The 21,235-nt window shown below is 66.6% G+C and carries 19 protein-coding genes; 2 read left to right on the top strand and 17 right to left on the bottom strand.

Annotation, left to right across the window (positions count from 1 at the left end):
- Positions 1-157: 157 nt before the first annotated feature.
- Complete coding sequence (locus AC5LXX_RS13995) at positions 158-2,029, bottom strand: ABCB family ABC transporter ATP-binding protein/permease (RefSeq protein ID WP_493401540.1); 1,872 nt, start codon at positions 2,027-2,029, stop codon at positions 158-160.
- Between the two features lie 174 nt (positions 2,030-2,203).
- On the opposite strand from AC5LXX_RS13995, the gene AC5LXX_RS14000 reads away from it, so the two are divergent.
- Positions 2,204-2,599: an acyl-CoA thioesterase gene (locus AC5LXX_RS14000; protein WP_034208354.1), complete on the top strand. Its 396-nt coding sequence runs from the start codon at positions 2,204-2,206 to the stop codon at positions 2,597-2,599.
- Between the two features lie 36 nt (positions 2,600-2,635).
- Here AC5LXX_RS14000 and AC5LXX_RS14005 read toward each other — a convergent pair whose 3' ends face one another.
- Complete coding sequence (locus AC5LXX_RS14005; RefSeq protein ID WP_493409825.1) at positions 2,636-3,118, bottom strand: nitrate reductase associated protein; 483 nt, start codon at positions 3,116-3,118, stop codon at positions 2,636-2,638.
- 114 nt (positions 3,119-3,232) lie between these two features.
- Between AC5LXX_RS14005 and fdhD the strand changes: the two genes are divergently transcribed.
- Positions 3,233-4,087 carry a formate dehydrogenase accessory sulfurtransferase FdhD gene (gene fdhD / locus AC5LXX_RS14010; protein ID WP_493409826.1) on the top strand — a complete coding sequence of 285 codons (855 nt, stop codon included), beginning with the start codon at positions 3,233-3,235 and terminating at the stop codon, positions 4,085-4,087.
- 51 nt (positions 4,088-4,138) lie between these two features.
- Here fdhD and AC5LXX_RS14015 read toward each other — a convergent pair whose 3' ends face one another.
- The 15 genes from AC5LXX_RS14015 to ubiE all read right to left on the bottom strand — a co-directional run bounded on the left by AC5LXX_RS14015 (position 4,139) and on the right by ubiE (position 21,199).
- Positions 4,139-4,906, bottom strand: coding sequence for an enoyl-CoA hydratase (locus AC5LXX_RS14015; protein WP_493409827.1), 768 nt, complete (start codon positions 4,904-4,906; stop codon positions 4,139-4,141).
- A 92-nt stretch (positions 4,907-4,998) separates the two neighbouring features.
- Positions 4,999-6,198, bottom strand: coding sequence for an acetyl-CoA C-acyltransferase (locus AC5LXX_RS14020; protein WP_493409828.1), 1,200 nt, complete (start codon positions 6,196-6,198; stop codon positions 4,999-5,001).
- Positions 6,199-6,225: 27 nt separating this feature from the next.
- Positions 6,226-8,661 (bottom strand): 3-hydroxyacyl-CoA dehydrogenase/enoyl-CoA hydratase family protein, encoded by a 2,436-nt coding sequence (locus AC5LXX_RS14025; protein ID WP_124453601.1) that lies wholly within the window; start codon positions 8,659-8,661, stop codon positions 6,226-6,228.
- 113 nt (positions 8,662-8,774) lie between these two features.
- The gene (locus AC5LXX_RS14030) at positions 8,775-10,562 is read right to left on the bottom strand and encodes an acyl-CoA dehydrogenase C-terminal domain-containing protein (protein ID WP_124453599.1); all 1,788 of its coding nucleotides are present in this window, start codon (positions 10,560-10,562) and stop codon (positions 8,775-8,777) included.
- Positions 10,563-10,620: 58 nt separating this feature from the next.
- Positions 10,621-11,220, bottom strand: a complete 600-nt coding sequence (locus AC5LXX_RS14035) for a TetR/AcrR family transcriptional regulator (protein ID WP_006751498.1) — start codon at positions 11,218-11,220, stop codon at positions 10,621-10,623.
- A 200-nt stretch (positions 11,221-11,420) separates the two neighbouring features.
- On the bottom strand, positions 11,421-12,695 hold the full coding sequence (clsB, locus tag AC5LXX_RS14040; RefSeq protein ID WP_493409829.1) for a cardiolipin synthase ClsB: 1,275 nt from the start codon (positions 12,693-12,695) through the stop codon (positions 11,421-11,423).
- A complete protein-coding gene (gene nudB, locus AC5LXX_RS14045) occupies positions 12,692-13,186 on the bottom strand; it encodes a dihydroneopterin triphosphate diphosphatase (protein ID WP_493401547.1) in 495 nt (164 codons plus the stop codon). Before nudB ends, clsB begins: the two co-directional genes overlap by 4 nt.
- A gap of 159 nt (positions 13,187-13,345) precedes the next feature.
- On the bottom strand, positions 13,346-15,148 hold the full coding sequence (gene aspS / locus AC5LXX_RS14050) for an aspartate--tRNA ligase (protein WP_014896081.1): 1,803 nt from the start codon (positions 15,146-15,148) through the stop codon (positions 13,346-13,348).
- Positions 15,149-15,215: 67 nt separating this feature from the next.
- A complete protein-coding gene (locus AC5LXX_RS14055; RefSeq protein ID WP_059465763.1) occupies positions 15,216-15,866 on the bottom strand; it encodes a DUF502 domain-containing protein in 651 nt (216 codons plus the stop codon).
- A gap of 61 nt (positions 15,867-15,927) precedes the next feature.
- Positions 15,928-16,275, bottom strand: a complete 348-nt coding sequence (locus tag AC5LXX_RS14060; RefSeq protein ID WP_493409830.1) for an FmdB family zinc ribbon protein — start codon at positions 16,273-16,275, stop codon at positions 15,928-15,930.
- 95 nt (positions 16,276-16,370) lie between these two features.
- Positions 16,371-16,997, bottom strand: a complete 627-nt coding sequence (locus AC5LXX_RS14065; RefSeq protein ID WP_493409831.1) for a class I SAM-dependent methyltransferase — start codon at positions 16,995-16,997, stop codon at positions 16,371-16,373.
- A gap of 17 nt (positions 16,998-17,014) precedes the next feature.
- Positions 17,015-18,592, bottom strand: a complete 1,578-nt coding sequence (ubiB, locus tag AC5LXX_RS14070; protein ID WP_493409832.1) for a ubiquinone biosynthesis regulatory protein kinase UbiB — start codon at positions 18,590-18,592, stop codon at positions 17,015-17,017.
- A gap of 12 nt (positions 18,593-18,604) precedes the next feature.
- On the bottom strand, positions 18,605-19,231 hold the full coding sequence (locus AC5LXX_RS14075) for a ubiquinone biosynthesis accessory factor UbiJ (RefSeq protein WP_493409833.1): 627 nt from the start codon (positions 19,229-19,231) through the stop codon (positions 18,605-18,607).
- 163 nt (positions 19,232-19,394) lie between these two features.
- Positions 19,395-20,426 (bottom strand): Tim44 domain-containing protein, encoded by a 1,032-nt coding sequence (locus AC5LXX_RS14080; RefSeq protein ID WP_124453583.1) that lies wholly within the window; start codon positions 20,424-20,426, stop codon positions 19,395-19,397.
- Between the two features lie 41 nt (positions 20,427-20,467).
- Positions 20,468-21,199, bottom strand: a complete 732-nt coding sequence (ubiE, locus tag AC5LXX_RS14085; protein WP_124453581.1) for a bifunctional demethylmenaquinone methyltransferase/2-methoxy-6-polyprenyl-1,4-benzoquinol methylase UbiE — start codon at positions 21,197-21,199, stop codon at positions 20,468-20,470.
- Between the last annotated feature and the right edge of the window lie 36 nt (positions 21,200-21,235).

Below are 21,235 nucleotides of genomic sequence, written 5' to 3' on the forward strand. Positions count from 1 at the left end.
GACGCCGGGCTGATTGATCGCCTCGCCGGTTGGCCGGTTGGCCGGCCGGCTGATCGACAGGTCCGGCGCCTGCCGGCTCTTCCCGCCGGCCCGGCTCCCGCCCATCAGGCACGCCCACGCCCCTTTCCGCTGCGCGCCCCCGCGTGCAGCGCCGCCGCTACGCGGCCTCGGCCTCTTCGCCGCCTGCCGCCGCGCGCTGCTGCTGCAGCGCCCACATCTGCGCATACAACCCGTCCGCGCGCACGAGTTCGTCGTGCGTGCCGCGCTCGACGATCCGGCCGTGATCCATCACGAGGATCTGCTGCGCGTGCACGACCGTCGACAGCCGGTGCGCGATCACGAGCGTCGTGCGGTGTCGCGCGATCTGGTCGAGCTCGTGCTGGATCGCACGCTCCGAGCGCGAATCGAGCGCCGACGTCGCCTCGTCGAACAGCAGCACCGGCGGATCCTTCAGCAGCGTGCGCGCGATCGCGACGCGCTGCTTCTCGCCGCCCGACAGCTTCAGCCCGCGCTCGCCGACCGGCGTGTCATAGCCCTTCGGCAAGGTTTCGATGAAATCGTGGATATGCGCGGCGCGCGCTGCCGCGACCACCTCGTCGCGCGTCGCGGTCGGCCGGCCGTACGCGATGTTGTAATAGATCGAGTCGTTGAACAGCACGGTGTCCTGCGGCACGATCCCGATCGACGCGCGCAGCGAATCCTGCGTGACGTCGCGGATGTCCTGGCCGTCGATCCGGATCGCACCGCCCGCCTGGCGGTCGAGATCGTAGAAACGGAACAGCAGGCGCGACAGCGTCGATTTCCCCGAACCGCTGTGGCCGACCACCGCGGTCGTCGTGCCCGCATCGATCGTGAACGTCACGTCGTGCAGGATCTGCCGCGCCGGCTCGTACGCGAAGTTCACGTGCTCGAAGCGCACCTGCGCGCCGGCCACCGCGAGCGGCTGCGCATCGGGCCGGTCGGCCACTTCCTTCGCAGCCGACAGCAGCCCGAACATCCGGTCCATGTCGGTCAGGCTCTGTTTCAGCTCGCGATACACGACGCCGAGGAAATTCAGCGGAATGTAGAGCTGCAGCATGAACGTGTTGATCAGCACGAGATCGCCGAGCGTCAGCTTGCCTGCGAGCACACCCTGCGTCGCGCGCCACAGGATGAACACGAGCCCCGTGCCGATGATCGCCTGCTGGCCGAAGTTCAGCACCGACAGCGAGTTCTGCGAGCGGATCGCGGCCTTCCGGTAGCGCTTCAGGTTCTCGTCGTAGCGCTGCGCCTCCCACTCCTCGTTGCCGAAGTACTTCACCGTCTCGTAGTTGATCAGCGAATCGATCGCCCGCGAGTTCGCGCGCGAATCGAGTTCGTTCATCGTGCGGCGGAAATGCGTGCGCCAGTTGGTGACCTTCACGGTGAACACGATGTACGTGACCAGCGCCGCGAACGTCACGTACGCGTAATAGGCCTCGTACTTCACCACGAAGAAGCCGAGCACGAGCCCGACCTCGACGAGTGTCGGCAGGATGCTGTACAGCGAATACGAAATGAGTTGCTGGATGCCGCGCGTGCCGCGCTCGATGTCGCGCGACATGCCGCCCGTCTGGCGTTCGAGGTGGAACCGCAGCGACAGCCCGTGCAGGTGCCGGAACACCTGCAGCGCGAGCTGGCGCACCGCGCTCTCGGTGACCTTCGAGAACAGGATCTCGCGCAGCTCGGTGAACAGCGACGTCGACAGCCGCACGAGCGCATACGCGACGACCAGCAGCCCGACGCCGCCCGCGAGCACGATGCCGGCCGACTGCTCGGCACGACCGAGCGCGGTGATCTGCTGCACGTAGGACAGGTGGTCGACGATGCGCTTCATCACGACCGGCACGCCGAGGTTCGCGACCTTCGCGCCGATCAGGCAGGCGAGCGCGAGCGCGACGCGCCATTTGTAGGTGGTCAGGTACGGCAGCAGCGACCGGATGGTCTGCCAGTCGTTGCGGGGCCCGGTCGAAGCCGGCGCGGGCTCGCCGGAAGCAGGGAATCGGCGCATGGGGGAAGTCTCGGTGGCGGTGCACGACGCGTGTATCGACGGCCGGCTCGCGCGCTTTCTCGTACAATTTGCGAACGTTGTATTGTCGCAGAAGCCGCTTCGCGCCGCTGCCGGCGGCCTCGCCGGCCCGCCTGCGCGCGGCGGCCCATTTATTACAGGATGAAAGCCCCCGCCATGACCGATTCGACCCTCGAACTCCCGCAGAAGCAGCCCGCATTGCGCGTCGTCCCGCAACCGCACGACGCAAATGTCCACGGCGACGTGTTCGGCGGCTGGATCATGTCGCAGGTCGACATCGCCGGCTCGATCCCCGCGAGCCAGCGCGCGAACGGCCGTGTCGCGACGGTCGCGGTCAACTCGTTCGTGTTCAAGCAGCCGGTGTTCGTCGGCGACCTGCTGAGCTTCTACGCAACCATCACGCGTACCGGCAACACGTCGATCACGGTCGACGTCGAGGTGTACGCGCAGCGCATGCGCCTGATGGGCGAAATCGTGAAGGTCACCGAAGCGACGCTCACCTACGTCGCGACCGGCCCGGACCGCAAGCCGCGCCAACTGCCGCCGCTCTGACCGGCACGCGCCGCGACCGCGCGGCGCACGGCCGCGTCAGTGCGTGGCCGTCAGCCCGAACTCCCGCATCGCGGGCAGGAAATCGTGATTCAGCTTCGGCTTGCGCGACAGTTTGACCAGCACGTAGCGCTGGAACGGCGCGAGCCGCTGCCACTGCGCGAGCGCCGGCGCCGTCAGCCCGGCCAGCGCGCTCTGCTGCACGAGCGACTCCGGCACCGTGTCGACGGCACGCCAGGTCGGCTGCTCGTCCGGCTGGAACCATGACGGTTCCAGATCCGCGTGCGTGCGCAGCATTTCGAACAGCGCGTGATCGAAGTTGGGCTCGATCGCGGTGTCGTCGTCGGCCGGAAAGCGCGCGAGCAGCTTGCGGTCCTCGAGCGGCAGCAACTGCCACTGTTCGAGCGAGATCCGCAGACCGAAGCGGTCGAGATTGAAACGCACGATCATCGGGATGTACGTGAAGTTTTCCGACGAATCGTGTTCGAAGTTGAAGAGCAACGGAGCGTCGCTGAGTCCCATGGTCGTTACCTGATGTGGCGGATGCCGGCGCGGCCGGCCTGCCTGAGGTATTTTAGAACCTCTGCGCGCGGGCGGCGGCACGATTGTCGCCGGCCGTGCTTCGAATCAACGGGAGTGCTCGTGAATCCGACCCAATCCGATGGACTGCGCGACGACCTGCGCGACGAACCGCGCGGCGCGATCGAACTGTCCGTGCGGCGCACGCGCGGCGGCGCCGTCGAGACCGCGCACGACTACGTGGGCCAGGAATGGCCGGTCGCGCTCGTGTTCAACGGCATTTCGCACGCGGTGATGATGTGTACGCCGTGCGACCTCGAAGCGTTCGCGGTCGGCTTCGCGATCTCGGAAGGGATCGTCGCGCGCGGCAGCGACATCAAGGACATCGAGGTGATCCTGCACGCCGATGCGCCGCTGCCGCATGCGGAAGTGCACCTGGAGGTCGTCCAGCAGGCATTCGCCGCGCTGAAGGACCGGCGCCGCGCGCTCGCGGGGCGCACGGGCTGCGGCGTGTGCGGGATCGAAAGCATCGACCTGCTCGACCTCGCGCCCGAACGCGTGCCCGACACGGGCTTTCTCGCGCGCCTCGCGCCCGACGCGCTCGCGCACGCGGCGCACGGGCTGCCGGCGCACCAGGCGCTCACGAAGCTGACCGGCGGCCTGCACGCGGCCGCGTGGTGCGACGCAACAGGCGCGATCCGGACGGCATTCGAGGATGTCGGCCGCCACAACGCGCTCGACAAGCTGATCGGCTCGCTCGTCCTGGCGCGCGCCGACACGACCGACGGCTTCGTGTTCCTGTCGAGCCGCGCGAGCTACGAACTCGTGCGCAAGGCCGCGCGCGTCGGCATCCCGCTGGTCGCGACCATCTCCGCGCCGTCGTCGCTCGCGATCGAGATCGCCAAGGCGGCCGGGCTGCGGCTCGTCAGCTTCTGCCGGGAAACCGGCCACGTCGACTACGGTACGGCCTGACCGCCATCGCGGGATCGCGCCGGCGGTCACACGCCGACGCCCCCTGCTCCGTCAGTCGAACTGACGGAAATCCGGCTTGCGCTTCTCGAAGAACGCGGTCATCGCCTCGCGCGCCTCGGGTGCGCGCAGCATCGCGGAGAAGTGCGCGGCTTCCTCGGCCATTCGCGCGGGCGTCGCCACGCCGCCCGTATCCTTGAGCAGCGCCTTTGTCACACGCAGCGATGCCGCCGGCAGCGCTGCCAGCTTCGCCGCCTGCTTCGCCGCGAATGCGTCGAGTTCGGCCGCCGGCAGCACGCGGTTGACGATGCCGATCCGGTGCGCTTCCAGCGCGTCGAACGCCTCGCCGAGCAACAGCTTCTCGGCGGCGACCTGATGACCGGCCAGGCGCGGCAGCAGCGCACTCGACGCGGCTTCCGGGCACAGCCCGAGCTGCGCGAACGGCAGCGAGAACGTCGCGGTGTCGGCCGCGTAGACCAGATCGCAGTGCAGCAGCATCGTCACGCCGACGCCGACCGCAATGCCCGGCACCGCGGCCACGATCGGCTTGCTCGCGCTGCTGATCCGCGCCAGAAACTGGAATACCGGCGCGGTGTCGTCCTTCGGCGGCGCCTTCAGGAAATCCTCGAGATCGTTCCCCGCCGTGAAGTTGCCTTCACCGCCGCGCAGCAGGATCACGCGGATCGCCTTGTCTTCCTGTGCGTCGGCGAGCGCGTCGGCCATCGTCTGGTACATCGCCGCCGTCAGCGCGTTCTTCTTCGCCGGGCGCGCGATCGTGATCGTCATCACGCCTTCGGCGCGTTCCACTTGAATTTCGGCCACAACCGTCTCCTTTGACTTTCCTCTATCGGAATGAAAAAACGGTGCGCGAGCTCGTGGCCCGCGCACCGTCGTCGTCTTTCGTCGCGTCCCGCTTACAGGCGTTCGATGATGCCCGCGGCGCCCATGCCGGTGCCGACGCACATCGTGACCATCCCGTACTTCAGGTTGCGGCGGCGCAGGCCGTGCACGACGGTCGCCGCGCGGATCGCGCCGGTCGCGCCGAGCGGGTGGCCGAGTGCGATCGCGCCGCCCATCGGGTTGACCTTCGACGGGTCGAGGCCGAGATCGCGCATCACCGCCAGCGATTGCGCGGCGAACGCCTCGTTCAGTTCGATCCAGTCGAGATCGTCCTGCTTCAGGCCGGCAGCCTTCAGCGCGGCCGGGATCGCTTCCTTCGGGCCGATGCCCATGATTTCCGGCGGCACGCCGCGCACCGCGAAGCTCACGAAGCGCGCGAGCGGCGTCAGGTTGAATTCCTTCAGCACCTTCTCCGACACGACGAGTAGCGCGCCCGCGCCGTCCGACGTCTGCGAGCTGTTGCCGGCCGTGACCGAGCCCTTGTTCGCGAACACCGTGCGCAGCTTCGCGAGGCCTTCGATCGACGTATCCGCGCGCGGACCTTCGTCGAGCTTGATCTCGCGCGTCTTCACGTCGACTTCACCCGTCGCGAGGTTCGGGAAACGCTCGCTGATCGTGTACGCGGCGATCTCGTCGTTGAATTCGCCGGCCTGCTGCGCCGCGAGTGCCTTGCGGTGCGACTCGACCGAGAACGCGTCCTGGTCTTCGCGGCTCACCTTCCACTGCTCGGCGACGCGCTCGGCCGTCAGGCCCATCCCGTACGCGATGCCGAAATCTTCATTGCGGTCGAAGATGTGCGGCGACATCGACGGCTTGTTGCCCATCATCGGCACCATGCTCATCGATTCGCAGCCGCCTGCGAAGATCGCGTCCGATTCGCCCACGCGGATGCGGTCGGCCGCCATCGCGAGCGCGGTGATGCCCGACGCGCAGAAGCGGTTGACCGTCACGCCGCCGACCGTCTGCGGCAGGCCCGCGAGCAGCGCGCCCATGCGCGCGACGTTCAGGCCCTGCTCGGCCTCCGGAATCGCGCAGCCGATGATCGCGTCCTCGATCAGCTTCGTGTCGAAGCCGGGCACCTGCGCGACCGCCGACCTGATCGCGTGGACCAGCAGCTCGTCCGGGCGCGTGTTCTTGAAGACACCGCGCGGGGCCTTGCCGATCGGCGTGCGGCTGGCGGCGACGATGTATGCGTCTTGCAATTGTTTGCTCATTTGAGACTCCTTGCCTTATCCGCTCGCTCAGTTACGCACCGGCTTGCCGGTCTGCAACATGCCCATGATCCGTTCCTGCGTCTTCTGCGTGCCGAGCAGCTCGACGAACGCGCGGCGCTCCAGCGCGAGCAGCCACTGCTCGTCGACGAGGCTGCCGGCTTCGACGTCGCCGCCGCACACGGCTTCGGCGATGCGACTCGCGATCAGGTAGTCGTGGTCGCTGATGAAGCGGCCGTCACGCATGTTGACGAGCGATGCCTTGATCGTCGCGATCGCCGAGCGGCCCGCCACCGGCACGTCCTTCGCGCGCAGCGGTGCGCGGTAGCCGGTGGCGGCCAGCGCCCGCGCTTCCTTCTTCGCGGTGTCGAGCAGTTCGAACACGTTGAAGATGATCGTGTCGGACGGCTTCACGTAGCCCATCGCGCGCGCATCGTGCGCGGACGCCGAGACTTTCGCCATCGCCGCGTTCTCGAACGACTTCGTGACGAACTTCAGAATGTCGGTGGTCGCGTTCGCGGCCGTTGCGGCATCCGCCGCACGCAGCGCCGCTTCCTTCAGGCCGCCGCCCGCCGGCACGAGGCCGACGCCCACTTCGACGAGACCGATGTAGCTCTCGACGTGCACGACACGCTTCGCGCTGTGCAGCATCAGCTCGCACCCGCCGCCGAGCGCGATGCCCGACACGGCCGCGACGACCGGCACGTTCGCGTACTTCACGCGCAGCATGCCTTCCTGGAACTTCTTCACGAACGGCTCGATGCCCTTCGCGCCGCCCATCATGAACGCGGGCATCGCCTCTTCGAGGTTCGCGCCGGCCGAGAACGGGCCGCCCGGCGTGCCGAGCTTCAGCGACGTCGGTTGCCAGATCACCACGCCCTTGTAGTCCTTCTCCGCGAGTTCGATCGCCTGCACGAGGCCGTCGATCACGCTCGGCCCGATCGTGTTCATCTTCGACTTGAACGACACGATCACGACGTCGTCTTCACCGGCACGGTCGTCGACCCATGCGCGCACGGCATCGGTCTCGAACAGCGTCTTGCCGTACGTCTTCGGATCGGCACCGGCTTCGCCGAGCAGCGGCGCGCGGAACACCTGCTTGTCGTAGACCGCGAGGTCCGAACGCGGCACGAAGCGCTTCGCGGCCGGCGCCCACGAGCCTTCGGCCGTGTGCACGCCGCCCTTCTCGGCCACCGGGCCTTCGAGCACCCACGACGGCAGCGGCACGTTTGCCAGCGCCTTGCCGGCCGCGATGTCTTCCTGCACCCACTCGGCGACCTGCTTCCAGCCGGCGGCCTGCCAGCCTTCGAACGGGCCTTCGTTCCAGCCGAAGCCCCAGCGGATCGCGAGGTCGACGTCGCGCGCGTTGTCGGCGATCGACTCGAGATGCACGCCGATGTAGTGGAACACGTCGCGGAAGATCGACCACAGGAACTGCGCGTGCGGATGGTCCGTCTCGCGCAGCAGCTTCAGGCGCTCCGCCGGCGGACGCTTCAGGATGCGGCCGACCGTTTCGTCCGCCTTCGCGCCGGAGTCGACGTAGGTGCCCGTCTTCGCGTCGAGCACCTTGATCGCCTTGCCTTCCTTCTTGTAGAAACCGCCGCCCGTCTTCTGGCCGAGCGCGCCCTGCTTCACCAGTTCGGCGAGCACGGCAGGCGTCTGGTAGACCGGGAAGAACGGATCGTCGGCGAGGTTGTCCTGCATCGTCTTGATCACGTGCGCCATCGTGTCGAGGCCGACCACGTCCGCGGTGCGGAACGTCGCCGACTTCGCGCGGCCGAGGCGGCTGCCGGTCAGGTCGTCGACTTCGTCGAAGCGCAGGCCGAACTTCGCGGCCTCGGTGATCACCGCGAGGATCGAGAAGATGCCGACGCGGTTCGCGATGAAGTTCGGCGTGTCCTTCGCGCGCACGACGCCCTTGCCGACGATGCTCGTCAGGAACGTCTCGAGCTGGTCGAGGATCTCCGGACGCGTATGCGCGGTCGGGATCAGCTCGACGAGGTGCATGTAGCGCGGCGGGTTGAAGAAGTGCACGCCGCAGAAGCGCGATTTCAGCTCGTCGGAGAAACCTTCGGACAGCTTCGTGATCGACAGGCCCGACGTGTTGGTCGCGAAGATCGCGTTCGGCGCGATGTGCGGCGCGACCTTCTTGTACAGGTCGTGCTTCCAGTCCATCCGCTCGGCGATCGCCTCGATCACGACGTCGCATTCGGCCAGCTTGGCGATGTCGTCTTCGTAGTTCGCTGCCTCGAGGTACTTCGCGTCGTCCTTCACGCCGAACGGCGCGGGCGACAGCTTCTTCAGGTTCTCGATCGCCTTCAGCGCGATCGCGTTTTTCGGGCCTTCCTTGGCCGGCAGGTCGAACAGCAGCACCGGCACGCGCGCGTTGATGAGGTGCGCGGCGATCTGCGCGCCCATCACGCCGGCGCCCAGCACGGCGACCTTGCGAATCAGGAAATTGCTCACGGGATGTCTCCGGATAGTGTCGTGCAGCGCGGGTTGTGGGGGCTGCACGGCGAAGTGAGTACCAGGAACCGTTGCGTTCGGGCGGCGCGCGGCGCGCACCGCCCGGACTCGCGTCAGAACAGCGATTCGTCGACTTCCATCAGCGTCTTCGAACCGGCGCGCGCGGCGCGGATCGTCGACGCCGTTTCGGGCAGCAGGCGCGCGAAGTAGAAGCGTGCGGTCGCGAGCTTCGACTTGTAGAACGGGTCGCCCGACGCTTCGTTGTCGAGGGCGAGGCGTGCCATGCGCGCCCAGAAGTACGAGAACACCAGGTGACCGACGGTACGCAGGTACGGCACGGCGGCAGCACCGACTTCGTCGGGGTTCTGCATCGCCTTCATGCCGATTTCCATCGTCAGCTTCTGCACCTTTTCACCGATGTCGGCGAGCGGGTTGATGAACTCGGCCATTTCCGGCTTCACGCCTTCGGCTTCCGCGAATTCCGTCACGAGCTTGCCGAACTTCTTCAGCTTCGCGCCCATGTCGCCGAGCACCTTGCGGCCGAGCAGGTCGAGCGACTGGATCGAGTTCGTGCCTTCGTAGATCATGTTGATCCGCGCGTCGCGCACGTACTGCTCCATGCCCCACTCGGAGATGAAGCCGTGGCCGCCGTAGATCTGCATCGCGTGGTTCGTGCACTCGAACGCGTTGTCGGTCAGGAACGCCTTGATGATCGGCGTGAGCAGCGCGACGAGGTCGGCCGCTTCCTTGCGCACGGCTTCGTCGGCATGCGACAGCTCCTTGTCGATCTGCAGCGCGGACCAGTACGTGAACGCACGCGCGCCTTCGGCGTAGGCCTTCTGCGTGAGCAGCATGCGGCGCACGTCCGGATGCACGATGATCGGGTCGGCCGGCTTGTCCGGCGCCTTCGGGCCCGTCAGCGAGCGCATCTGCAGGCGATCCTTCGCATACGCGAGCGAGTTCTGGTACGCGACTTCCGTGAGGCCGAGACCTTGCGCGCCCACGCCGAGACGGGCCGCGTTCATCATCACGAACATCGCGTTCAAGCCCTTGTTCGGCTCGCCGACCATCCAGCCCTTCGCGTTGTCGAGGTTCATCACGCACGTCGAGTTGCCGTGGATGCCCATCTTGTGCTCGATCGAGCCGCACTTGATGCCGTTGCGCTCGCCCGGCGCGCCCGCTGCGTCGGGAATGAACTTCGGCACGATGAACAGCGAGATCCCCTTCGTGCCCTGCGGCGCGTCCGGCAGGCGCGCGAGCACGAGGTGGATGATGTTCTCGGCCATGTCGTGCTCGCCGCTCGAGATGAAGATCTTCGTGCCGCTGATCGAGTACGAGCCGTCGCCGTTCGGTTCGGCCTTGGTGCGCAGGATGCCGAGGTCGGTGCCGCAATGCGGCTCGGTCAGGCACATCGTGCCGGTCCATTCGCCGGTCACGAGCTTCGGCAGGTAGGCCTTCTGCAGTTCCGGCGCGCCGTGCGCGTGCAGGCATTCGTACGCGCCGTGCGACAGGCCCGGATACATCGTCCAGGCCTGGTTCGCCGAGTTCATCATTTCATAGAGCGCGTTGTTCACGAACGCGGGCAGGCCCTGGCCGCCGTAGTCCGGATCGCAGCCGAGCGCCGGCCAGCCGGCCTCGACGTATTGCTGGTAGGCCTCCTTGAAGCCGGTCGGGGTCTTCACGACGCCGTCGCCTTCATACGTGCAGCCTTCGCGGTCGCCGACCTGGTTCAGCGGGAACAGTACCTCGGAGCAGAACTTGCCCGCTTCCTCGAGGACCTGGTTGATCGTGTCGGCGTCGAGGTCCGCATGCTTGGGCATTTGCTTGACTTCGGCTTCGACGTTCAGAAGCTCGTGCAACACGAATTGCATGTCGCGCAGCGGCGCGGCGTACTGTCCCATGACTCTCTCCAAAGGTGGGCAAAACGGCTCGAGCTCCTGGCGGGCGGGTCACGCGCCGCTAACGGCTCTCGCTCTGATACGAAACAATCGTCTTTTCCAGCGCGGCCCACGTGAGGCGCACGGCGTCCGGCGAATGCAGGAAGCGTGCGTCGTGATGCAGGCCGAGCGTGAAGCTGTACAACTCGAAGAGCATCAGGTCCGGATCGGTATCCGCACGCAGATGGCCTTCTTCCTTCGCCTGCGAAATGGCACGCAGCATCGCGGCACGCCAGGCCGTCACGCTCGCGATCAACTGCTCGCGCACGGGGCTGTCAGGCCGATCGTCGTACTCGACCGCACCGCTGATGTAGATGCATCCCGTCGTCACCTCCTGGATGCGCTTCTCCGTCCAGCGGGCCAGCATCGCCCGAAGGCGCGGCAAGCCTCGCGGTTCGCGCAGGCTCGGAAAGAACACCTCGTTTTCGAAACGATGGTGATACTCGCGGACGACCTCGACCTGCAGGTCTTCACGCGATCCGAAGTGCGCGAACACACCGCTCTTGCTCATCTGCATGCGCTCGGCCAGCAGGCCAATCGTCAGCCCCTCCAGCCCGTCACGGCTGGCGAGGTCCAAAGCAGCTTCAAGTATCGCGGCACGCGTCTGTTCGCCTTTTCGCATAGCTATTTCTGTAACCGTTCGGGGGTTCGAATAAAATCGAACGGCCGTACTATTATTGAGTGCGGCCGCTCGCGAAACAAGGAAATTATTAGAAACCGGTGTCTAACCGAGCCGCTATTTTGCGCGATTCCGGCGGGACCGGAGCGGCTTTTCCGCACGAACGTGCGGACAGATATTTTGAAGCGAATGCTGAGTCTGTGTCAGTCGTAACCGCCGACCGTCAGCGCCTTCATCACGAGACGATACGTGGTGTACGCAAGCCAGTTCAGCAGCCGCTCGACGCGCGGACGCGCGGCGAAGCGCGCGGGGTCGATTTCCCGGCCGTCGGCGAACGCAGACGCGATCGCGTCGCGCAGTTCGTTCGTGACTGCATCGTAGCGCACCAGCACGACGTTCGCTTCATTGTTCAGCATCAGGCTCAGCGCGTCCAGGTTCGACGAGCCGACCGTCGCCCAGTTGTCGTCGATCACCGCAACCTTGCCGTGCAGCATCGTCCTGTCGTATTCGGCGACGCGCACGCCCGCGCGCAGCAGCGCGTGATAGAGGAACGGCACGGCCGTGTCGAGCGCCGCGAACTCCTTGCGGCCGATCAGGATCCGCACGTCGACGCCGCGCCGTGCCGCGCCCGTCAGCGCACGGCGCAGCTTGCGGCCCGGCATGAAGTACGGATTCGCGAGCAGGATCCGCTGGCGCGCCTGGCCGATCGCGGCGAGATAGGCCTTCTCGATCGCGCGGCGGTTCACGACGTTGTCGCGCGCGACGAACGCGACGCTCGGCTCCGTCACGACCCTGAGCGCACCGGCCTTGATCCACCGGTGGCTGCGCATCCAGCGCCGGAACATGTCGGGGAACGCTTCGCCGCCGTGCAGCCCGGCCGCGTACTGCGCATACGGCTTGTGGCCGAACTGGATCCGGTGCCACTGCAGCTCGAACGCGGCGCGCACGTCGGACACCGCGGGCCCGGCCATCTCGACCGCGAAATCCCAGCGCGGAAACGGCAGCGTCGTGCCGTTCTGCGCGTAGTCGTCGACGATGTTGATGCCGCCGCAGAACGCGGCCGCGTGATCGATCACCGCGAGCTTGCGGTGCGTGCGCGAGAAGCCGAAGCGGCCGAACAGGAAGCGGTTGTAGATGCAGTGCTCGACGCCGGCCTCGGCCCAGGTGTCGAACAGCGGCAGGCGCGCGGTGCCGATGCCGTCGGTAATCACGCGCACGCGCACGCCACGCTGCGCCGCACGGATCAGCGCGTCCGACACCGGGCGACCCGCCGCGTCGTCGCAGAAGATGTAGGTTTCGAGCATCACCTGCTCGCGGGCGGCGTCGATCCGCTCGATCAGCGCCTGGAAGAATGCGCCGCCGGTTTCGCACAGCCGCACCGTATTGCCGGCCGTGAACGCGAGCCGCGATGCGGAACCGCGTTCCTGCAGGAACATCTGCCGCAATTGCGCGAAGCGCTTGCGGGCCTCCGCCGTCATGCGGACGAGCCGTGCGGCGCGCGCGACAGGGCCACGCGCGCGGGCAGTTGCAGGATCGCCTCCGCGTTCGACGGCGAGAAGCAGCGCGCGGCCGCCTCGCGGAACGGCAGCCACGCATGGTCGACGTGCTCGCGCGGCGACAGCGTCACGTCGACGCGACGCGGCACGCACAGGCCAAACCAGTGCTCGACGTTGCGCGTGACGCCCGGTGCATAGCGGTGCAGGTATTGCGGATAGATCGCGTATTCGATCCGGTGGCGCCAGTCGACGAGCGCGCTGGCCGGCACGTCGGGCGTGCCGACGGCGATGCCGGTTTCCTCGGCCACTTCGCGCGCGGCCGTCACGGCGAGCGGCTCGTCGAGCGCGTCTTTCGAGCCTGTGACCGATTGCCAAAAATCGGGCTGGTCGGCACGCTTGATCACGAGCACATCGAGGTCGGGCGTGTAGATCACGACAAGAACGGATTCGGGGATTTTCGGCGGCTTCGTCATCGTTGTTTCATGCGGCACAGGGCCGTGCGTCGGACATGTGCCCCGAACGCGCGGCAAGTGCTGCGACTGTACCGCAAAAAATGAAAAAGGCGCATCGCTGCGCCTTTTTCGTAGGTGTCGTATGCGCGCGACCGCACACACGACCGGGTGTCGAACGCGTTACGCCTTCGGCTGTTCCGGCTGACGCAGACGGATGTGCAGTTCGCGCAGCTGACGCTCGTCGACCGGGCTCGGCGCTTGCGTGAGCAGATCCTGCGCACGCTGCGTCTTCGGGAACGCGATCACGTCGCGGATCGAATCGGCGCCGGCCATCATCGTGACGATGCGGTCGAGACCGAATGCGATACCGCCGTGCGGCGGCGCGCCGTACTGCAGCGCGTCCAGCAGGAAGCCGAACTTCAGCTGCGCTTCTTCCGCGCCGATCTTCAGCGCGCGGAACACCTTGCTCTGCACTTCCTCGCGGTGGATACGCACCGAGCCACCGCCGATTTCCCAGCCGTTCAGCACCATGTCGTATGCCTTCGCGAGGCAGCGGCCCGGGTCGGTCTCGAGGTACTCGAGGTGCTCGTCCTTCGGGCTCGTGAACGGGTGGTGCGCAGCCACGTAGCGCGCATCTTCGTCGTCGTATTCGAACATCGGGAAGTCGACGACCCACAGCGGCTTCCAGCCGGCCTGGACGAGGCCGTTCGCCTTGCCGAATTCCGAATGGCCGATCTTCAGGCGCAGTGCGCCGAGGCTGTCGTTGACGACCTTCGCGCGGTCGGCCGCGAAGAAGATGATGTCGCCGTCTTCAGCGCCGGTGCGCTCGAGGATCGCCGCGATCGATGCGTCGTGCAGGTTCTTGACGATCGGGCTTTGCAGGCCGTCGCGGCCCTTCGCCTTCTCGTTGACCTTGATCCAGGCGAGGCCCTTCGCGCCGTAGATGCGCACGAATTCCGTGTAGCCGTCGATGTCGCCGCGCGACAGTTCGCTGCCCTTCGGCACGCGCAGCGCCGCGACACGGCCGTCCTTCGCGTTGGCCGGCGTGCTGAACACCTTGAAGTCGACGTCCTTCATCGCGTCGGTCAGCTCGGTGAATTCGAGCTGCACGCGCAGGTCCGGCTTGTCCGAACCGAAACGCGCCATCGCTTCCGAGTACGGCATCACCGGGAATTTGGCGTCGAGCTCGACGTCGATCGTCGTCTTGAAGATGTGACGGATCATGTCTTCGAACAGGTCACGGATTTCCTGCTCGCCGAGGAACGACGTTTCGCAGTCGATCTGCGTGAATTCCGGCTGGCGGTCGGCGCGGAGGTCTTCGTCGCGGAAGCACTTGGTGATCTGGTAGTAACGGTCGAAGTTCGCGACCATCAGCAGCTGCTTGAACAGCTGCGGCGACTGCGGCAGCGCGAAGAACTGGCCCGCGTTCACGCGCGACGGCACGAGATAGTCGCGCGCGCCTTCCGGCGTGCTCTTCGTCAGCATCGGCGTTTCGATGTCGATGAAGCCCTGCTCGTCGAGGTACTTGCGTGCCTCGATCGCGACGCGGTAGCGCAGGCGCAGGTTGTGCTGCATCTGCGGGCGGCGCAGGTCGAGCACGCGGTGCGTGAGGCGCGTCGTTTCCGACAGGTTGTCGTCGTCGAGCTGGAACGGCGGCGTGACCGAGGCGTTCAGCACGTTCAGTTCGTGGCACAGCACTTCGATCTTGCCGCTCTTCAGGCCGGCGTTGACCGTGCCTTCCGGACGGTTGCGCACGAGGCCCTTGATCTGCACGCAGAACTCGTTGCGCACGCCTTCGGCGGTCGCGAACATCTCCGCGCGATCCGGGTCGCACACCACCTGCACGAGGCCTTCACGATCGCGCAGGTCGATGAAGATCACACCGCCGTGATCGCGGCGGCGCTGCACCCAGCCGCACAGCGACACGGTTTGGCCCAGCAGGTGTTCGGTCACGAGACCGCAGTATTCAGTACGCATCGACATGATGTTTGCTTTCGTTCGGTTTGATCAACGGGCGCCGCAACGCGCGGCCCGGGCGATGATTCTTTACTTACAGCGGCGGCTCGACGGGGCGGCGGGCGGGCGCCGGAGCCGGCGCCGGAGGCGCCACGACGCCCATCGAGACGATGTACTTGAGCGCGGCATCGACCGACATGTCGAGTTCGATGACTTCGCTCTTGGGCAGCATCAGGAAGAAGCCCGACGTCGGGTTCGGCGTCGTCGGCACGTACACGCTCACGTACTCTTCCGTCAGATGGTTGACCACGTCGCCGCCGGGCGTACCGGTCAGAAACGCGATCGTATACGAGCCGCGGCGCGGGTATTCGATCAGCAGCGCCTTGCGGAACGCGTTGCCGCTGCTCGACAGCAGCGTGTCCGACACCTGCTTGACGCTCGTGTAGATCGGCCCGACGACCGGGATGTGACGCACGACCGCGTTCCACCACGTGACGAGCTTCTGGCCGATGAAGTTCTGCGTGGCCAGCCCGACGACGAAGATGAACGCGAGCGTCAGCACCGCGCCGATCCCCGGCAGATGGAAGCCGAGCATCCGCTCGGGCTGCCACGATTCGGGCAGCAGGAGCAGCGTCTGGTCCATCGTGCCGATGATGAGGCCGAGCACCCACAGCGTGATCGCGAGCGGGACGAGAACCAGCAAGCCGGTCAGGAACACCGTTTTCAGGGTCGTCTTTTTCATCATCTGCCGTCAATGAACCGCGCTGGAAGCGCGGGTTGGTCGCGGCCCGGCCGGGCCGCGACGGTCAACTGCTGGCGGCGGGCGTGGCGGCCGGTGCCGGCGCTGCGCTCGTCGTCGTGCTGGCGGAAGGGCTTGCCGCCGCCGGTGCGGCTGCAGCGGGCGCGGCTTCCGCCGGTGCGGCCGGCGCCGCGTCGCCCGACGCCGTCGCCGGTGCGCTGGTGCCGCCCGAGCCGCCGCGGAAATCGGTGACATACCACCCCGAGCCCTTCAGCTGGAAACCGGCGGCGGTCACCTGCTTGCGAAAAGCATCCTTCCCGCATTCAGGGCATTGCGACAGCGGCGCGTCGCTCATCTTCTGGAGCACGTCCTTCGCGAAACCGCACGCTTCGCATCGATAGGCGTAGATCGGCATGATATTTTTCCCGCAGAAACTGGAAACGGCTTGCAAAACCTTGAATTATAGCCGAAACCCCGGCGCGCTCCGGCAATCGCCGCGATGCCCGGGCATCAGCGGCGGCGCCACGTGAGCCAGCGCTCGTGTCCTTCGAACACGGCCAGCGAATCGGTCACGGGCAAATCCTCGATCAATTCGAAGTGCGGCGCGAGCAGCGCGTCGAGTTCCGCACGCTCGATTCCGAACGGCGGCCCCTTCGGTTTCGCCGTCACGAAGAAATAGCCGGCCAGCAATCCGTCCGCGGGCAGCAGCTCGGCCATCCGTGCCGCGTAGCCTGCGCGCATGGCCGGCGGCAGCGCGCACAGGAACGCGCGCTCGTACACCCACTGCACGTCGAACGGCGGCCGGTAAGTAAAGAAATCGGCCTGCTCGACGACGTCCGCATGCGTACCGAGCTGCGCCTTCGCGGCAGCCACCGCCTGCGCGGCGAAATCGATCGCGCGCACGGGCCAGCCGGCCTGCGCGAGCCACCCGGCCTCCTGCGCACTGCCGCAGCCGGGAATCAGCACCGTGCACGGCTCGAGCCGGTGCGCGAACCCGCGAAAGCCGTCGGGCACGCCGCCGAATTCCCACGGCGTCACGCCGCGCTCGAAGCGCTCGTCCCAGAACGACGCATTGCCGGGGTCGCGCGTCGCGAAATCGGCGGCCGTCGGTGCGGCCGGGTGCTTCGGATCGGGCATCGCCATGCTCCTTTCGGTCAGGCGCCGTACGCGAGCGCGATCAGCACGCGTGCCACGAGCGCCCCGACACCGACCGACAGGCCGAAGATCAGCAGCGCCTGCATCAGCCGGTTCGTACGCTTCTGCTCGACGAGGATCTGGCGCATCAGGTCCTCGCTCGCGGCGCGCGGCGCGTCATGGCGCGCGGCCATCGCGTGATGGATCAGGCGCGGCAGTTGCGGCAGCGTCTTGCTCCATTGCGGCGCCTCGACCTTGAAGCGCTCGTACCAGCCGCGCAGGCCGATCTGCTCGGTCATCCAGCGCTCGAGATACGGCTTCGCGGTCTTCCACAGGTCGAGTTCGGGGTCGAGCGAACGGCCAAGCCCCTCGACGTTCAGCATCGTCTTCTGCAGCAGCACGAGCTGCGGCTGAATCTCGACGTTGAAGCGGCGCGACGTCGAGAACAGGCGCATCAGCACCTGGCCGAGCGAGATGTCCTTCAGCGCGCGGTCGAAATACGGCTCGCACACCGCGCGAATCGCGCTTTCGAGTTCCTCGACGCGCGTCTCGGGCGGCACCCAGCCCGATTCGAGGTGCAGCGTCGCGACGCGGTGGTAGTCGCGCTTGAAGAACGCGAGGAAGTTCTGCGCGAGGTAGTTCTTGTCGAAATCGGACAGCGCGCCGACGATCCCGAAATCGAGCGCGATATAGCGCCCGAACGTGCTGGGGTCGAGGCTCACCTGGATGTTGCCGGGGTGCATGTCCGCATGGAAGAAGCCATCGCGGAACACCTGCGTGAAGAAGATCTCGACACCTTCGCGCGCAAGCTTCTTGATGTCGACGCCGGCCGAGCGCAGCGTCTCGACCTGGCTGATCGGCACGCCCGTCATCCGCTCCATCACGAGCACCTGCGACGTCGAGAAATCCCAGAACATCTCGGGCACGAGCAGCAGATCGAGGCCCGCGAAGTTGCGGCGCAGCTGGCTGCCGTTCGCGGCCTCGCGCATCAGGTCGAGCTCGTCGTGCAGGTACTTGTCGAACTCGGCGACGACCTCGCGCGGCTTCAGGCGGCGGCCGTCGGCCCACATGCGCTCCGTCCAGATGGCGATGTCGCGCATCAGCGCGAGATCCGAGTCGATCACGGACAGCATGTTCGGGCGCAGCACCTTCACCGCAACGGCCTTGCCCGCGTGTACGCCCTGCTTCAGCTTCGCGAAATGCACCTGCGCGATCGACGCGCTCGCGATCGGCTCGCGCTCGAATTCATCGAACAGCTCGTCGACCGGCGCCCCGAGCGACTTCTCGATGATCGAGATCGCGACGGCCGAATCGAACGGAGGCACCTGGTCCTGCAGCTTCGCGAGTTCGTTCGCGAAATCGACCGACAGCAGGTCGCGGCGCGTCGACAGCACCTGGCCGAACTTCACGAAAATCGGGCCGAGGCTTTCGAGCGCGTGACGCAGCCGCACGGCGGGCGGATCGGAATAGCGGCGGCCGATCGTCGTGATCCGCAGCAGCAGCTTCACGCGCCGGTCGTCGATCCGGGACAGCATCACTTCGTCGAGACCAAAGCGGATGACGGTGTAGACAATCTTGATGAAACGGAAAATGCGCATGCCCTGCGGCCCTCAGTGCGCGCCGCGCGGGCCTGGGCCCGTGCGCGCGCCGATTTTTTGTTCGAGTCGCTCGACCCGCTTTTCGACCCGCGCGAGCGCATCGCGTGCGCGCGCCAGTTCGGCGCCGAAGCCGCCGAGCGACGCGCGCCGGACGACTTGCGGGTTCTCGTCGAGCCAGTATTCGGCGACGGAATCGAGCACGTTGCGGCCGGTGCGTCGCGCGCGGGCGCCGGCGTCGCGCACGACCGTCGCGATCCGGTATGCCGCCGCGTCGCCGACCAGCTTCGCGAGATCTTCTTCAGGTTCCCAGCGCAGATGCTCGGCCAGCTTCGCGATCTGCGTCGCGAACTCCGCGTCGCCCTCGATCTTCACGTGCTTCATCACGGCCGCCTGGCCGCCCTGCAGGAACGCGGCGACGGTATCGCCCGCGAGCGCGATCGACACGTCGACCTGCTGCGCATCATGCGCGTCGACGGCCGACAGATAGCCGTCGGGCTGCACCAGCAGCGTGAGCGTGACGGGAGGCACGTCGATGCGAGCAGTCTTGCCCGCATAGGGAATCAGGCGGTCGCGCGCCCATGATTCGCGCGCGAGCAGGTGATTGACGGCAGCAGCAAAAGGCTTGGCGGCAAAGGTCATCGGGCTGGGAAAGAAAAAACCCGCGCAGGCCGGGCGCCCACGCGGGTTTCTATTGTAACGTCGGATCGTCGGCAGACCGTGCCTGACCGTACACCCGGGCGGCAAGCGGTCGCAGTGCGGCGGCCGTCGCCCGGGTGCCGGCGGCGCGGGCCGCCGGGCACGCTCAGTGCGTGTTGATCTGCTGGATACCCGCGAGCAACCAGCCCTGGCTGCCCGACTTCGACAGGTTCCACACCTCGTCGAACGGTGCGGCCGACGCGCTCGCCGATTCGCGGATCAGGCCATGGAAGCGCACGCTCGCCGACTGCTCGATGCCGCGATCCTCGATGGCGACCAGTTCCGCGTCGAGCTGCACGACGTCGGTCTGGTTCGCCTCGTTGCCGCGCGAATCGAGGTCGATCTTGATCTCGGCGAACATTTCGGGCGTCGTGAATTCGCGGATGTCGGCCAGGTTGCCCTGGTCCCATGCCGCCTGCAGGCGCACGAAGTAGACCTTCGCGCTGCGCAGGAACGCCTCGGTGTCGAAGCCGGCCGGCACCTGCAGCGGTGCCGCCGCAGCCGCTGCCGCGCCGGCTGCCGCCGCGCCGCCGCCGAACACGCCCTGCGCTTCGTTCGCATAGCTGCTGCCGCTGCCGGCGTAGTTGCTGCCTGCGTTGCCTTGCTGGAACGACGGGCTCTGCGAGTAGCCGCCCGACGACGATGCCGAACCACCGACCGAGTACGCCGGCTCCTGCGGGCGACGGCGGTTCATGAACTTGCGGACCAGCCAGATGCCGACCATCGCGAGCAGTGCGATCACGATGACATTCGCCATCATGCTCGCGAACGCGCCGCCGAGGCCGAAGTGCGACAGCAGCGCCGCGATGCCGAGACCGGCCGCGAGGCCGGCGATCGGCCCGAGCCAGCGCGAGCGGTTGGGCTGCGCGGCCGGCGCGGGCGCGGCCGGGTTCGCACGCTGCGCCTGCGACGGCGCGGCCTGCTGCATCGGCTGCTGCGCGGGCGGCGTGGCCTGGCGCTGCGTGACGGTGGAATTCTGCCGGCCGATGCTGCGCCCGCCGCCCATGCGCTTGGCTTCAGCGTCGAGCGATGCGAACGTGCCGGCCGTGAGCAGGCCGACCATCAGCAGCGTGCCGACCCGTCGAGCCCACGGCTTCGACGGCTTGCTACGGTTGAACAACGAACGCGTTTCGGACATCAGCTTCTCCGGATGTAAGACAAATGTATGGAAAGAGCCCCTTAGTACTTGGTGCCCATGTGTAAAGCTACCACGCCACCTGACAAATTGTAATATTTGACGGCATCGAGGCCCGCTTGTTCCATCATCGTCTTCAGCGTGTCCTGGTCGGGGTGCATCCGGATAGATTCCGCAAGATACCTGTAACTTTCAGCATCTTTCGCGAACTTGTCGCCAAGCCACGGTAATACTTTGAAAGAATACAGATCGTACGCTTTTTTCAGCGGATCCCAGACTTTCGAGAATTCCAGCACCATCACGCGGCCGCCGGGTTTGGTCACGCGGCGCATCTCGGCCAGCGCGACGTCCTTGTGCGTCATGTTGCGCAGGCCGAACGCGACCGTGACCACATCGAAGTAGTTGTCCGGGAACGGGATTTTCTCGGCGTCGCACAAGAGCGACGGCGTCACGATCCCCTTGTCGAGCAGCCGGTCGCGGCCGACGCGCAGCATCGACTCGTTGATGTCCGTATGCCAGACCTCGCCGGTCGGGCCGGCCGCCTTCTTGAACGACTTCGTCAGGTCGCCGGTGCCGGCCGCGATATCGAGCACCTTGAAACCGGGGCGCACGTTCGCCTGCGCGATCGTGAACGCCTTCCACGCGCGGTGCATGCCCGCCGACATCAGGTCGTTCATCAGATCGTAGTTGCTCGCGACCGAATGGAACACGCCCGCCACTTTCTTCGCTTTTTCGTTTTCCTCGACGCTTTCGAAGCCGAAGTGGGTTTTGCTCATCGCGTTGATCCTCAGTAAATGGCAAGACGGCGCCGA

The organism is Burkholderia torrens (assembly GCF_984668525.1).